The sequence below is a fragment of the Methanobrevibacter sp. genome, assembly GCF_045586545.1.
In the GTDB taxonomy this organism is placed as follows: domain Archaea; phylum Methanobacteriota; class Methanobacteria; order Methanobacteriales; family Methanobacteriaceae; genus Methanocatella.
This window is the reverse complement of the sequence record NZ_JAZNAN010000124.1, coordinates 1-14,581: the sequence shown is the minus strand read 5'-3', so window position 1 is coordinate 14,581 and position 14,581 is coordinate 1. Positions and strand designations below refer to the sequence as shown.

The 14,581-nt window shown below is 36.8% G+C and carries 9 protein-coding genes; 2 read left to right on the top strand and 7 right to left on the bottom strand.

All coding sequences use genetic code 11. The features are described from left to right. Position 1 precedes the first annotated feature (1 nt). Positions 2-1,705 carry an ATP-binding cassette domain-containing protein gene (locus ACKI3D_RS09310; RefSeq protein WP_407393959.1) on the bottom strand — a complete coding sequence of 568 codons (1,704 nt, stop codon included), beginning with the start codon at positions 1,703-1,705 and terminating at the stop codon, positions 2-4. A gap of 85 nt (positions 1,706-1,790) precedes the next feature. Here ACKI3D_RS09310 and ACKI3D_RS09305 point away from each other — a divergent pair, with 85 nt between their 5' ends. Then, a complete protein-coding gene (locus tag ACKI3D_RS09305; protein WP_407393957.1) occupies positions 1,791-2,087 on the top strand; it encodes a hypothetical protein in 297 nt (98 codons plus the stop codon). A gap of 2 nt (positions 2,088-2,089) precedes the next feature. Here ACKI3D_RS09305 and ACKI3D_RS09300 read toward each other — a convergent pair whose 3' ends face one another. From ACKI3D_RS09300 to ACKI3D_RS09280, 5 genes are all read right to left on the bottom strand, one after another. After that, positions 2,090-2,632, bottom strand: coding sequence for a zinc-ribbon domain-containing protein (locus tag ACKI3D_RS09300; RefSeq protein WP_407393955.1), 543 nt, complete (start codon positions 2,630-2,632; stop codon positions 2,090-2,092). Positions 2,633-2,733: 101 nt separating this feature from the next. Further along, positions 2,734-4,485 carry an excinuclease ABC subunit UvrC gene (gene uvrC / locus ACKI3D_RS09295; RefSeq protein ID WP_407393953.1) on the bottom strand — a complete coding sequence of 584 codons (1,752 nt, stop codon included), beginning with the start codon at positions 4,483-4,485 and terminating at the stop codon, positions 2,734-2,736. Between the two features lie 8 nt (positions 4,486-4,493). Beyond that, complete coding sequence (locus ACKI3D_RS09290; RefSeq protein ID WP_407393951.1) at positions 4,494-11,618, bottom strand: DUF3320 domain-containing protein; 7,125 nt, start codon at positions 11,616-11,618, stop codon at positions 4,494-4,496. A 159-nt stretch (positions 11,619-11,777) separates the two neighbouring features. Further along, positions 11,778-12,599 (bottom strand): PfkB family carbohydrate kinase, encoded by an 822-nt coding sequence (locus tag ACKI3D_RS09285; RefSeq protein ID WP_407393949.1) that lies wholly within the window; start codon positions 12,597-12,599, stop codon positions 11,778-11,780. Between the two features lie 21 nt (positions 12,600-12,620). Then, positions 12,621-13,469, bottom strand: a complete 849-nt coding sequence (locus tag ACKI3D_RS09280) for a cation diffusion facilitator family transporter (protein ID WP_407393947.1) — start codon at positions 13,467-13,469, stop codon at positions 12,621-12,623. Between the two features lie 120 nt (positions 13,470-13,589). Here ACKI3D_RS09280 and ACKI3D_RS09275 point away from each other — a divergent pair, with 120 nt between their 5' ends. Further along, on the top strand, positions 13,590-13,769 hold the full coding sequence (locus tag ACKI3D_RS09275; protein ID WP_407393945.1) for a hypothetical protein: 180 nt from the start codon (positions 13,590-13,592) through the stop codon (positions 13,767-13,769). Here the strand turns inward: ACKI3D_RS09275 and ACKI3D_RS09270 are convergent. Further along, entirely contained in the window at positions 13,761-14,450 is a 690-nt protein-coding gene (locus ACKI3D_RS09270) for a HisA/HisF family protein (RefSeq protein WP_407393943.1), read from the bottom strand. The two genes, ACKI3D_RS09275 and ACKI3D_RS09270, sit on opposite strands and share 9 nt — an antisense overlap. Positions 14,451-14,581 lie beyond the last annotated feature (131 nt).

The following is a 14,581-nucleotide window of genomic DNA, read 5'->3' as shown; positions in this document are numbered from 1 at the left end:
CCTAATCTCCTTTTAGGTAATCTGCATGACAGAAGTCAATGAAATTATCTACAATCTGGTCAATGTCTTCACTATCGTCGATAATTTTACCATCATCCATAAATACTGCCCTATTTGACAGTTCCTTAATGAAGTCAGTGTTATGTGAAATCATTACAATGGTAATTCCATATTCTTTGGAAATTGTTTTTAATGCATTGGTAACATCCCTTAAAGTAACAGGGTCCAAATCTCCAAACGGTTCATCCAAAAGCAGGAATTTAGGTCTTGAGACTAAAATCAATGCAAGCATTACACGTACCTTTTGACCTCCAGACAATTCATAGGATTTCCTATGCAGGATGTCCATGTCCAAATCAAGGCTTTCAAAGATATCGGCTACCGCTTCCTTGGTTGCGGTTTCAGGGAAATGCGGGAAGAGGTCATCTAAAATATCTGCATCCAGACCGACTCTTTTAAGACGGTCTCTGGCTTCCATTTCAGGCAAATCGGTAAGCAAGTAAAATGAATCCAACAATTCTTCACTGAGACCAATCCTTTTAGCCCTTTCCTGTGCTTCCTTAATAATGTCCTGATTCTTATAACCTAATCTGGTAGCTAACTGATTCAATACGGTTGCATAATGGCTCAATGCAAATTCCTGGTGCATGAAACCCAATTTGGATCTGATTTTCATACGTCCAATTCCAGGAATATCGATGTCGTTCCATTCATCATCAACCTTGTATAATACCTCTCCCTTGTCAGGGTCTTCCAGTCCGCCAAGCATCCTTAAAAGAACAGTTTTACCAGCACCACTAGGACCTATTATACTCAATATATTCTCTTTTTGAACAGTGAAGTTTACATCTTCGATTTGAAGTACTTCTCCACCGGTCAATAAATAGAATCTCTTATAAATATCATTTACCTGAATGAGGTCTTCATCGGTTGCAACGTTTTTGATATCGACAATATCATCCATGCCTTCCATAAACTTATCGCAGATTTCCTCAGCTGAACCTTCATCGGCAATTTCACCGTCTTCCAGTAAAATTACTCTATCGGCCAGGTATTTTTGGATATCCGGCAAGTGAGATACAATGATAACAGTAATATTCAATTCTTTATTGATTTTTTTAACTGCATCCAATATTTCTTGTTTTGTTTTAGGGCATGCCATGGTTGCAGGTTCATCAAGAAGTAAAGCTTTAGGTCGTTTTGCAAGTTGCCTTGCCATGATGAGTCTTTGTTTTTCACCACCACTCAATACGGATGCGTAGTGGTCTTTCTTATGGGTTAAAGAAACAAGCTCCAAAAGCTCATCGGCCTCATCACCGAATTCACTGTCGGCAAGTTCAAAATTGGTATCTCCTTCATCAAAGTATTCACGTGCATATAGCTTTCTTAAGACATTTTCGCGCACTGTATCCGGCCAGATACCGAATGACCTTTGAAGGTGAATTGCAGTTTCCTTTTTGAGTTCATTATAATAGAATTGGGAAGATTTGGAAGTGACTGTAACATCCCCTACAGTGATGCTTCCTTCATCAATGTGTTCAACACCTCTAAGGGCTCTCAGCAATGTAGTCTTACCAGAACCACTTTTACCCATGATTCCTAAAATTTCGCCTTCTTCAACTTCAAAACTAACATCCTTAAGAGCAGTTACCTTAGTTCCGTCATCTAATTCATAATCTTTACTTACATTATCAACTTTTATCATTATCTATGCCCCTTTTATTCATAGACATTTATATTTTTGAAACTATTTATATGTTAATAGTTATAATTAAAATCAAGTGATTATCATGGCCAGCGAAGATAAAATTAAAGAATATAGAAATAGCTTAGAAGAAGAAAAACTAATGATTGAAACTCATTTCGTTAACATTGAAAGAATATTGAGAGACAACGCCAAATTAGAACAGGACAAATTAGTTGCACTCATGAATAACTATAACACCTTGAATATCCAATATGACCAGCTATGCAATGACCTCATTAAATTTATCCAAATCTTTGAAGATGATGAAAAGGAAATCAGACTATATAAGACTGATGAACTGATTGAATTGTTGCAGGCAAAGATTAATCAGCTAGGATAACTTCAATAATTATAGTTGATTACGACCCTGCCATATGACTCGTTAGTTGAATTTTCAGCTACAACTTCACCATTTCTTAAAAGTTGAACTTTGAGTTCACCTTCACCATAATCATCTTTATGAGCATCAATAGCTACCCTATCCCAAGCTGCACAATCTAAAACAAAAGAATCTGGCATGTATCCTGATTCTGTTACTAAATAATTAGGATCGCCCATTTGAGCATACCAACTGCCATTGTATTGGATGACTGCTGTGTAAGGATAAGAAGAAGTTTGATGAATGCTTCCATCATCAGTAATAACATTTAATGTATCATTATTTGCCGGTTGAGTACTGTTATATACAAAAGAAAATAATAAAAAGGCTATAACAATAATTCCAAGCACTATTACAATTTTTTTACCTAAGCCCATATTCCAAGAAGTTTTTCGCCTAGTATAGCTTATTCGCTTCCCATCAGAGTCGGAAAGACGGTAAGCACAATTATTACAATATACGGCCGTGGACGGATTTTCATATCCACACCGCGGACATTTTACCATAAATACAACCCTTCGATTTTACTATATAAAATCATTTATAAATATACTTATATTTAAAGTTAATGGAAAATTAGTTATTTTTTCTAAAAAAAGATATAACATTAGTGATAATAATTATAAACATTTTCAGCCGTTTTTTGATTCATGCCGTCTATTTTTGATAATTGCTCAACAGATGCCTTTTTAATGTTATCTATACTTCCAAATTCTTTTAAAAGAGCAATCTTCCTTTTTTTACCAATTCCAACAATATCATCAAGCGAAGAGGCTGAAATATCCTTACTGCGGAGTTTTCTATGATAGGTTATTGCAAAGCGATGTGATTCATCCCTAACTTGCTGAAGCAAGTGCAATGCCTTATTGTTTTTAGGAATAATAATTGGACGAGAAGAATTAGGAATAAAAATCTCTTCAAATTCCTTTGCAAGGCCAATGATTGGAATATGTGTGAGATTTAATTTTTCTAAAACTCCGCATGCCATTCCGAGCTGCCCTTTTCCCCCATCAATGACTATCAGGTCTGGTTCGGGGTCGGATTCTATTAATTTCAATCTCCGAGTCAGTAATTCCTCCATCATTGCAAAATCGTTTGGTCCAGGGGTTTCCATCCTGAAATGCTTATATTTTCTCTTATTTGGTTTTCCATCTTTAAAGGATACCTTTGAGCCGACAGCAAACTTGCCAGAAATGTTACTGATGTCATATCCTTCAATCACATGAGGCAACCTTTCAAGTTTAAGGTATTTCTTAAGCTCCACTAAAGCATCTTCCATAGATTTCTTTTGATGCTTGATGATTTCGGCATTTTTCTTTGCCATTTTAACCAACCTTAACTTAACGCCTTTTTGAGGAACCTTAATCTTAACCTTATTTCCCCTCAAATCACTTAGCCAATCCTCAAGCAATTCCTTCTCATCAATATCTTCATCCAAAAGAATTTGCTTTGGAACATGCCTGTTATAGCCATAATACTGTTGGATAAACGCAAACATGACTTCAGATGGTGAATCATATTGTGATGCGCTCATTAAAAAATCGTCACGTCCGACAATCTTGCCGTTTCTTATAGGCATTATAATAACGACAACCTCATTTTCCCCCGAAGCAAGAGCTATTACGTCCTGGTCCAAATCGTCATCGACCAAATCGACAAACTGCTTTTCCATAATCTCTTCGATTGATGAAATCTGATCTCTTAAAACAGCTGCCTTTTCAAATTCCTCAGCTTCAGCAGCCTGCATCATTTCAGCTTTCAGATTCTTAACGATGTCCGAATATTTGCCCTGGAAAAAAAGATCAATCTTATTGATGATTTCATTATAGTCCTCTTTAGAGATTTTGCCATCACAAGGGGCATAGCACAAGTCAATCTGCGAATTCAAACAAGGCCCGTTCATATTGCGGCAAGTCCTTATTTTGAATAGTGATTTTAGGAACTTGACGGTTTGCTTAACTGAACCGACATCGGTAAAGGGACCAAAATATACTCCATTTTTTGTGACATTCCTTGTTATGACAAGCCTTGGAAACTCCTCATCGGTGATTTTTACATAAGGATATCTCTTGTCATCCTTAAGCTGAACATTATATCTTGGACGATGCTTTTTAATTAATGTAGCTTCCAAAATCAAGGCTTCCTTTTCGGAATTGGTTACGATATACTCCAAGCTGTCAAAATGGCTCATCAATATTTGGGTTTTTGGCCTGTCAAGCTTTTCACGAAAATAAGATTTAACCCTTTTAATTAGGTTTTTTGCTTTGCCAATATAGATTATGGTGTCGTTTTCATCACGCATGATGTAAACGCCGGGCTTATTTGGCAGATTATCCGGAGATTTGACTTTAGTTGACATGGAAAAACCTATTTAAGTTCAACAATATCATTTTCAATTTTAACCTGATTATTGGCAATCATTAAATCTAAAACACTATTGATTCTTGTAGCTGTCTTTTTGGAAGTTGATTTGAATCCAAAGTTGCGTGATGCTTCTTTTGCAACCTGAGAAGTTGTTACATTGCTTTTAAGAAGCAATACTGTTTCGATGTTTTTGGCTATCTCCTCATCGGAAATCAGCTCGATATTTGGTTTATTCCTTCTTCTGATAACCACATTATTGTTTGAAGCATCATATAGGAAATCTCCAATTCTGATGATATCTCCTGATTTTTCCGCTTCACCAATTGCTTCATTGACACGTTTTTTCAATTTGGAACCTGCCCTTTGAATATGGCAAGCATCCTTAACTCTATTGTTCACTTCTTTTACATGAATCGGCCCTTCAATATCAACAATGTCTTTAACGGATTTGGCTACAGTAGAAATAGGCTGTTTGTATAGCTCATCTGATGAATGGATTCCAATGTCATCAATTTCCACATAATCAATGATTTCATCTTCAATTTTCCTTTTGCCTGGAAGCTTTTGGTCATCAAATGCTTTTAGTGTATTGTCTTTTTGATATCTTGCCTTTTCAATTTCCTTATAATCTTCATTAGCGCTTAATATTATGTCTTCCAATGCTTTGTCTTTAAGGTCTTCCCTTCTGAACTGTTCATGAACCGGAATAATGACCTCTTCATCCCCAGTCATTTCTTTTTGAAGGGTTTCTCCTTGCAGTTCTCTTTCAATCCTTCGCTCTTCCCTTTCGGCAAAGGTCAAGCCCTCTTCCATTTCTATAATTTTGTCAGAATCATCATCGCTAGGCATGTTTAGGTAATCGGCAGGGTCATATTCTTCAGTCCTGTCAACTACGGAGACATAATCAATCTGGGTTGGATTTTCAATTTCATTCAATGATTTGTTAATGTACTCCATGTCCTTTTTGATTCCCTTAAGTGAATCCCTCAAGGATTTGTTCCTATGCTCGTTCTTATAGTATACGTTGTTTTTTCTTAAAGGATTTGTAACATCGTTTGCACCTTGGAAATAGGTAATTCCATCCTTGGATGTAGATATATCATCAAATTTTTCAGGAGTTTCTTCAACAACTTCATTTTCTTCAATGCCGACTTCATTATCCTGGCGAATATCCTCCATGATTTCATTTCCTAAATCATCAACACCAAATGCTTCATCGACTTCCGGAACATCATTTACGACAACCCTTTCATCACCAGAAAAGACTTCATCAGCTTCAGGAGATTCATTTACAACAACATTATCAACATTTGGAACCTCATTTTCCACTACCCTATCCTTATTGATTTCTTTTATTAACTCTTCATTTTCAAACATTTCATCAAGGAAGCCTTTTTTGGCATTATCTACAATATTCATTGTATCGTCATCAATTTCATCACTGCTGAAATGATCTGTGAAAATATTCAACTCTTCTCCTTCTGTGTAATCCATTTTAGGAGTTGGCCTTTTAAGTCTAATATCATCATCCCCTAAATTATCTGTGAAAATATTCAATTCCTCATCCTCATCAACAATCTCTGCTTCCACAACCATATCATCCTTAGGAGCAGGCTTGTATAAAGGAACTTCGTCCTCATCAATTATTTCGCCTCTAAGAGTTTCGACTTCTTCTTTTTCAAGCCTGGATTCTCCATCAAGAACATCGGAAATGAATGATTTTACAAAACCGGCTCTTTTAGGTTTTTGTTTAATTTGATTATCCTCTTCAGCTTGAGTGGCGAAATCTTCCCTTTCTTCTACAGGTTCATCATCCAATACACGTTCATCATCATGTGAATGGTCAACATAAATATAATCCTCATCAGATCCCAAATCGACCTTTTCCTCTTCTGGAATCTCTTGAGAAACCTCTTCATCGTTTTCTTCAGTCAACTCTTCTTCTTTTGTATCCTCAACACTTTCTTTAGTTACATAATCATCAACATTGAAATCCTCATTAACGCTTTCAGATTCCTCTTCATCATGTGAGTGGTCGACATAAATATAATCATAATCTGAACCTAAATCAACTTTATCTGCAAATTTTGGAGCTTTAGGTTCTTTTTTAGGTTTAGCAGTCTGTTTTATTTCTTCAACATCCTCTTCAATAGCTTCTTCACTTGAAACCACTTCCTCGTTAATGTCCTCAACAGGCTCTGCAACCTCTACTTCAATAGCTTCATCGCTAGAAACTACTTCATCGTCAAAACCATCAACAGACGGGGTTTCAAGGTCATCCAATTCTTCTTCCAAATCTGAATTTTTACCTAAACCTTTATCAAACTTGAGATTTGAGAAAAATGAAGTTTTCTCTTCATTTTCCATGTCTTCTTCATCAGATTTTAAAACTGATTTGAACTTATCTGATATCATTTTGGAAATGGAATTTCCTTCTTCAATCTCTTCATCGGAATAATCCTTTTCGTTTTCCCAAACTTCAGCATTATCTTCAGGTGAAACGCCTTCATCTGATTCCCAAACTTCTGAATCTTCATAATCTGAATCATCCTTCTCTTGAGAGGCATCTTCTGATTCTGGTGATTCAATTATTATTTCTTCATCATCATTATAGGTTTCAACAATTGGTTCTGTGAACTGTGAATCTTCATCTTTTGAAGCCTCAACAAATTCAGACGGAGTCTCCTCAATCTTAACGTCTTCATCTTCCAGTTCTACAAACTCGGAAGGAGTCTCTTCAAACTTGATTTCCTCTTCTGCAGGTTTCGCAACAACAAATTCGGATGAATCCTCTTTTATTGTGCTAGATTTGTTTTTAGGAATTTCATCTTCAAAAAATTCTGATGGGTCGATTTCAGAAACATCAATCGGCTTTTCCAATATGTCTCCATCATCTACCTTTTCAACTTCAACAAAATCTGCAGAGCCAATAGCTTCAGCATCAATTTCTCCCTCTTTAGCTTTTCTTTCGGCTTCTTCCCTTTCACGGGCAATACGCAATTCTTCAGCTTTTTTCTCAGCTTCTTCTCTTCTTTTCTCAGCTAACTTTTTCTCTTCTTCGGATTTGCGTTTTTCTTCTGCGCGGGTTTGCTTAATTGATTTTTGAACAGCATCCAAGAGTTTTTTACGTCCCAAATCCCTGTTTCTATACCAGTCTGTAGACCATAAATGATAAAGTTTCCATCCAAGACCTGTCAATACCTGTTCACGCAGCCTGTCCCTGTCCCTTGCAACTTTGCTTGATGCGTACATTTTACCGTCAGTAGTAATTCCCAAAATGTATTTTCCAGGATTTTCATCATCAACAATAGCCAAATCTACCCTAAATCCGGCACATCCGATTTGCCTGTCAACAGTATAGCCATTTTCTTCCAGGAAACTGGCTATTGCATCTTCGAAAGGTTCCTTTGAATATGCTTCTGATACATGAGTTCCCAATGTCAAGTTTTCAGCATAGGCCAAAAATTCCTTAAGCGCCTTTACACCATAAGGCGGATTGGCTGTCAGATGCATGTCATAAGCCTTGAAGTTTGAAAATACTACACATTTTTCCCTTGCACGTGTAATCAATACGTTGAGCCTTCTTTCACCACCATCCTGGTTTAGAGGACCGAAGTTGAGTGACATCTTTCTGTCCTGGTCATAGCCGTAACCAACACTAATTAGGATAACATCCCTTTCATCCCCTTGGATTGTTTCAAGGTTTTTGACAAAGAAGCGTTCCTCCTTATTGTCTGAAAACAACGGTTCATATTCAGGATGTTCCTTACGTTTAACCTCAAGAGCTTCCAGAATTGCATTCTTTTGAGCAACGGAGAATGTTCCCACACCCAAACTTTTTGTATCGCCATACTTTTCAAAGTGATTGAATATCTCTTCCACAACATCTTCCGCTTCAAGAGGGTTTGCAGATGAAGCTCCCCTGTGATATGCAGTATTCGGATTGTAATGGAATTTCAATCCAAGTTCAGGGTCCGAATGTGATGGGGACGGATAAACCAGTAAATCATCATCATAAAATTCACGGTTGGATACTGTAATCAATGATTCATGTCGTGAACGATAGTGCCATTTAAGCATTTTGACAGGGAATGACAGCTTGCATAAATGAAGGATACTTTCCATATCAAGGGAAGTTGCCTCTTCCTCATCGCTGTCTGCATCTGACATCTGGTCGAAAAATGAAGTCGGAGGCAATTGCTGGGTATCTCCCATAACGACTGCAGTCTTACCTCTCATGAATGCGCCTAATGCATCTTCAGGCTTTACCTGACTTGCTTCGTCAAAGATGACCACGTCAAATTGCAGTTCCTCATTAGTCGGATCCAAATATTGCGCAATGGATAACGGAGACATCATAAAGCAAGGTTTGATTTGCTTTATCATTCCACCGGCCTTTTCCAAAAGCTTTCTAACCGGCATGTGCCCGCTTTTTCTTGTAAACTCCCCTGCAAGTATTTTTGCCTGCGGGTTTTCGGTTCCTCCGAATATCTTTGGAATATTGCTGTTCAGTATTTGGAAAATTCTTTTACGGTTCAAGACCAGAATCTTTTTGTCAAGATCCTTGAATTCACGAATTCTGTTTTCGTGAAGCTCACCAACGAATCTTGCCAATTCCTGGTTTTCAACGAATAATATATTTAAAAGTGAATCTGCAAAGTTTCCTTCAACCAATGCCTCGATATCATCCTTTTTGATGTTTCTCTTTTCGATTGAATCTACAAACATCTTAGCATTGGAAGTTTTGAGTGAATTTTTAGTATTAAGATATTGGGACCATAAGTGAAGGCTTGACAGTTGTCCTCTCCAATTGTACAGCTGTTCTTTCCATGCTTCAAATGGCACATCACCTGTTTCCCTTTTAAAGATTAGTTTGCTTCTTGGATTTAACTTGTCCTTAAGCCTTGTCAGGACTTTTACAAATTCCTCTCCGGAATCAATATACTCTGCAAGGTCTCTTTCAGGGTTGATTTCGAATAAATCCTTGCTTAAAAGGTCAATTGTGCTTTCAGAAAATGTTCCATCACGGACAAGTGCAGTGAATTCATGCATCCATTTTGCAATGGCCTTCAAATCATTCGGATCAGCATTCAGATGCCAATATCCTCCATAATACTTGCGTCCAAGCTCCTCATTGGCTTCAAGGTTTTTCCTGATTTTGATAATTGCCTTTGCCTGTTTCAGTTCACGGATGATATCCTCAGCGCTTCCGGTTACAGGGACTGCATAATACATCTCAACAAGTTCAATGTGCTGCTTGTTGTTGAAGAAGCGGAACTTCTTGTTTGAAAGCTGATGCAGTTCATATATCAGTCTGTCAATATCGGCCTGGTAAATGCTTTGGTTGAATTTGTTTAGGGCCGGTGCATATTTCTGATACTTTTCAAGCTCTTTAATCAATCTGAATGCATCGTCGTTATTGTTGTTCCATGCTCCGGACTTTATAATGGAGCCGTCAATGAGTTCAGCGTTTTGGGATTTGATGATTTCAAATGCTGACAATGAATTTTGAAACTCATTTAATGTGTCCGGCTTTTTGATTCCATAAATGTCATAGACCCTTCCACGTTCAACTAGAAAATTGTCCAAAGCAAGCAGGGTATCATTAATCAATATTTCAATTTCCCTTAAATCGGCTGGAAGTAAGCTTTTTGGAGCACATTTGCTCCAAGGATTTTCCTTGGAAATTGTCTGATAAAGTTCAGCCAGGTTTTCCAAGGCTATTTTCATGTCATCCAAGTCTTTTAAAGTGACGTTTTCAGGACTTTCAAACCTGACCAGTGGCATCAGTGTGTCTTTGCGGGCAAAGTGGTCATCTGCGGACTCCTTCATTCCATACAACTGGAATGGTGAGAGGTTAACTGCAAAGGCAGGTTTGTGAATAATTTGAGAATAATCATCAAGTTGACGGCGCAAGGTTTCCAATTTACGAATGGTCTGATCAATATTCAAAGGCTCCTGAGCCCTTACATTTGTTGCCTTCTGCAAATCCTTAAGGAACTTTTTCCTTCGGGTCTTATGGGAATGCAGTTCCAGGACGAATTTGCCCAATCCAACAGCGGTCAATCTGTCTTTTACGACATCCAATGCCGCCATCTTTTCTGATACAAACAGGACTGACTTTCCTTCTGCCAAAAGCTCAGCTATCAGGTTTACGATAGTCTGTGACTTACCTGTTCCAGGCGGTCCTTCCACAACAAGGTTGCGTCCAGCCTTAACATCCTGAATCGCTGCAATCTGTGATGAATCGGCATCCAATACCTGATACATGGTTCTGTATTCGAGTTCGGAATCAATATCCTCCTCATTGAAGGATTCCTGATCGTTTTTAGCAGGATTGAAAATAGCTTGAATCAATTCATTTTTAGTTAAATCAACATTATCAGCCCAAGCTTCAGGGTTTAAGTCATTATACATTACGAATTTGGTGAAACTAAAGAATCCTAATGCAACATCAGTGTTTACGTTCCATCCGTCCATGCGTGATACTGAACGTCTGACGCTTGCAAGATAATGGTCGATGACTTCACCGTATCTTTTAAATTCGAAATCCGGAAGTTCAATGCCTGCTTCCAATAGTTTGGCCTTAAGTGAAATGTTGGTTTGAATATCCTCTCCAGTCCATTGAAGGTTAAATGATTCACCGACCTTTTTCCTTTCCATTGCAACTGGAATCAAAACCAATGGAGCCTTGTTCTTTTGCCTTGGCTTGGATTTGTCCTTCCACTCCAAAAATCCAACCGCCAAGTACAGGATATTGTAACCTTGCTCCTGAAGCATTGTTTTGGCTTGGTTATTGATGTAATATAATCTTTTTTGAAGCTCTTTAGGGGTCAAATCAGTAGCAAGCTTTCTGTCTCCTTCTGAAAACTTTGAAAAATCAAATGGAATATGATCCCAGACTGAGGACTTGTCTTCCTTCTTATCCTTCTTGTTGGCTACAAAATACATTTTAGCATTCTGCAATACCAATGTCTGGAAAAGATTTACAGGGGATTGATTTACTATAGTAATGGTTTTGGCTCTTGATTTGAAGTTAAGAAGCTGGTTTCTTAAAGTTAAATCTAATAGCTCCCTACGTAAATTCTTAAATTCCTTTTCGATTATATTTGATGATTTATTCAACATGATGACCCTTTGTAGTGTTAAAAAAGTTTAGAAATACATAATTAATTATAATTATATTAATTAATAAAGTTTTCTAAATAAGGTAAATTTAATGAAAATCTATTAAAAATTGAAAATGAATATTTAAAAAAAGTAATACTCGTAAAATATTACATTTAATTAACTTTTGAAATTATAAGGGCCAATATTTTCTATTTTTTTACTGGCAATTGAAGAAGCAAAATTTCCTGCAATTACAGATGATTTGTGGGATAATTTTTGACTAATGTATGCTGCCATATAAGTGTCCCCACAGCCGGTCGTATCAACAACATTATCACATTTTACGGCTTCAATCCTGATTTCATCATCACCGACAATTCTAGATCCATGACTTCCATTAGTTATGATGACTTCATCTACATCATAACCCATGCCAATGATGCTTTCTTCTCCCTCATCTAAAAATATTGCATCAGCACCTGATAAAATGCCTGTTAGCTCATCGAAGTTATCCAATTTAATTGCATAGTTTCCATTAACTTCAACACCCGGAACTCTCAAAAAACCCTGAATTGACATGAAGATAGGAACCTCAAAAGTCTTGAGATATTCAACAGTTTGCTTTGGAAAATCATAACGATTCAACGGATTCAAAACAAAAGCATCGATATTTTCAGGAAGAATTCCTTCCAAATCGCTTTCAAGGATGGGAATATTTGGAAAATTGCTCAATTGCTCCCTAACATCCAAATCATCTTTATCAGGATATCTGTTAATGAAAAAATGAGTGTCTTCTTTTAAGATGACTTTGACTTTATCGATATTTGGAAAATCCTCAACCAAATCCTTGCTGGAACAGTTAACAATGGCCAAGTAGTCTTCGTAAAACTCTTCAAAAACAAAAGACTGAAAGTAAGTTGCCCCACCGATTTTATGGGATTCAACATCACCTATGACAATCAAATCATCTGTTACCGGCCCAATAACCACTAATGTCATGATATTTACCTTTTCAAATTTTCAATCGAATTCAATTGTAATGTCTACAATATGATATTTGGAAGCTATTGCATAAATCTCTTTTTTTATTTCCTCTTGCCTGTCCGAATTTTCAATAGCTACCTTCAATGTTAAAACAGAATCGATTCCATCAAGGGACCATACATGAAAATCGTCAATCTGGTCTACGCCCTCTATTGAAGTTATCGAAGTCCTGAATTCTTCAACATCAAAGTTATCAGGTGTCTTTTGAAGAATGACCTCAATTGATTTGTACAGATTTCTTCCAAGGTTGAATATCAGCCACAAGGCAATTCCAATTGAAACGAAGGCATCCAGGTATGGTGCACCGTCCCAAACCATCAGCACAAGGCTCAATATCAATATGGCTACCCATTCGAAAACATCTCCAAGCTGATGGAAGAAAATCGCTTTTTCATTGAAAGTTTCGCCATGATGAAGCCTGTAAACAGAAAGTGACTTGAATACTATTCCAATAACGGCAACTGCGAGCATTCCTCCGGCATCAACCTTTTCAGGAGAGAACAATCTGGGAATTGCCTCCTGAAGAATGATGATTGCCATTATAATGACAAAAACAGATATTATTATTGCGCCGAGAATTGAAAACCTCTGATATCCATATGAATATTTCTCGGTTGAGTCCTTTTGGGCTACACGCTCCAAAATCCAGGCTATAGCTATTGATAGGGTATCTGCCATATCATGGATGCAATCGGCAAGAATGGCCATACTGTTTGTTGCCAAACCACCAATAATAACAATTACATTGAATGTCAAATTCATGAAGAACACAAATGCCAGGTTTTCGCCTGCCTTTTTATGGTGGTGATGCGTATCAATTCTCATGATTTATAATTTGAAAAATCACCAATAAAAAAGTTATTTAATATCAAATCTAGAAAAATTAAAGTAGAATTAAGTTATATTTAAATAATTAAAAAAAGTAAATTATAGTAGTGATTAAAAATGGCGATAATTGGAACAACAATATTTTCTCATATTCTTCCTGTAATCTGCGGATTCTTTGGAATCATTAATATTATTTCTGGATCTCTAGAAGAAGATAAAGGCAAGCTTATACTAGGCGTAGCATTCTTTGTAATGGCTTGTATACTACCTTATGTAATTTTAAGCATTCTAGTCTAGAAGCTTTACCTCACCGGAATGTAAGCTAGTTCCTATCAATACTTTTTTTATACCTATGGACTCCAATTCACCAAGAGAGTCCTTATTCAAACCACCTGCAATAATCAACTTATCCTTTAGCTCTTCAAATTCAGCCAAGAGTTCCTTGTTATATCCTTTTTCAGTCCCGACACCTGTGATATCCAGAAGAATAATCTCATTTGGATCAAGCCTTTTCAGAACTTCCTTAAACTCAGACAGAGTCATGTCAAAATTTTTGGACAAAAGCTCATTGTTTTTGACATCAACGCTTACTACAATCCTTTCCTTTGGATATTTTGCAAATATCTTTTCCATCTCTTCAATGCTTTCGAGCGTTTCGGTCGGAATGATGATTTTAAATGCATAATCCAGGAAAAATTCAAAGTTTTCTAAGTTTTTGACCCCTCCGTCAAACATTATCGGAAGAATTGTATTTGCCATCTTCACGTCGTTTATGTTATGACCTACGGATTCGATCAAATCAAGGTCTGCTATATACATTTCATCTGCACCATTCAATTTTAATCCCTGAGCTATTTCAACCGGATTGGCAGATGATGCGAAAACTGTTTTTAATGGCAGATAAGTGTCTCTCATGCCAGATTTGCCGCTTACCGCCTGGTGTTGTTTTAAATCGATTACAGGTATTTTCTTAATCATGATTAATAATTAGTTAAAAGAAGTATATAATAATTTAAAAAAATCAAAGGAGGGAGGAAAGCTACGTGTTTTGCTTTCCCCTAGTATGAAAAAATAATGATCAATTTATGGTAAATAACATGCAGTTATGA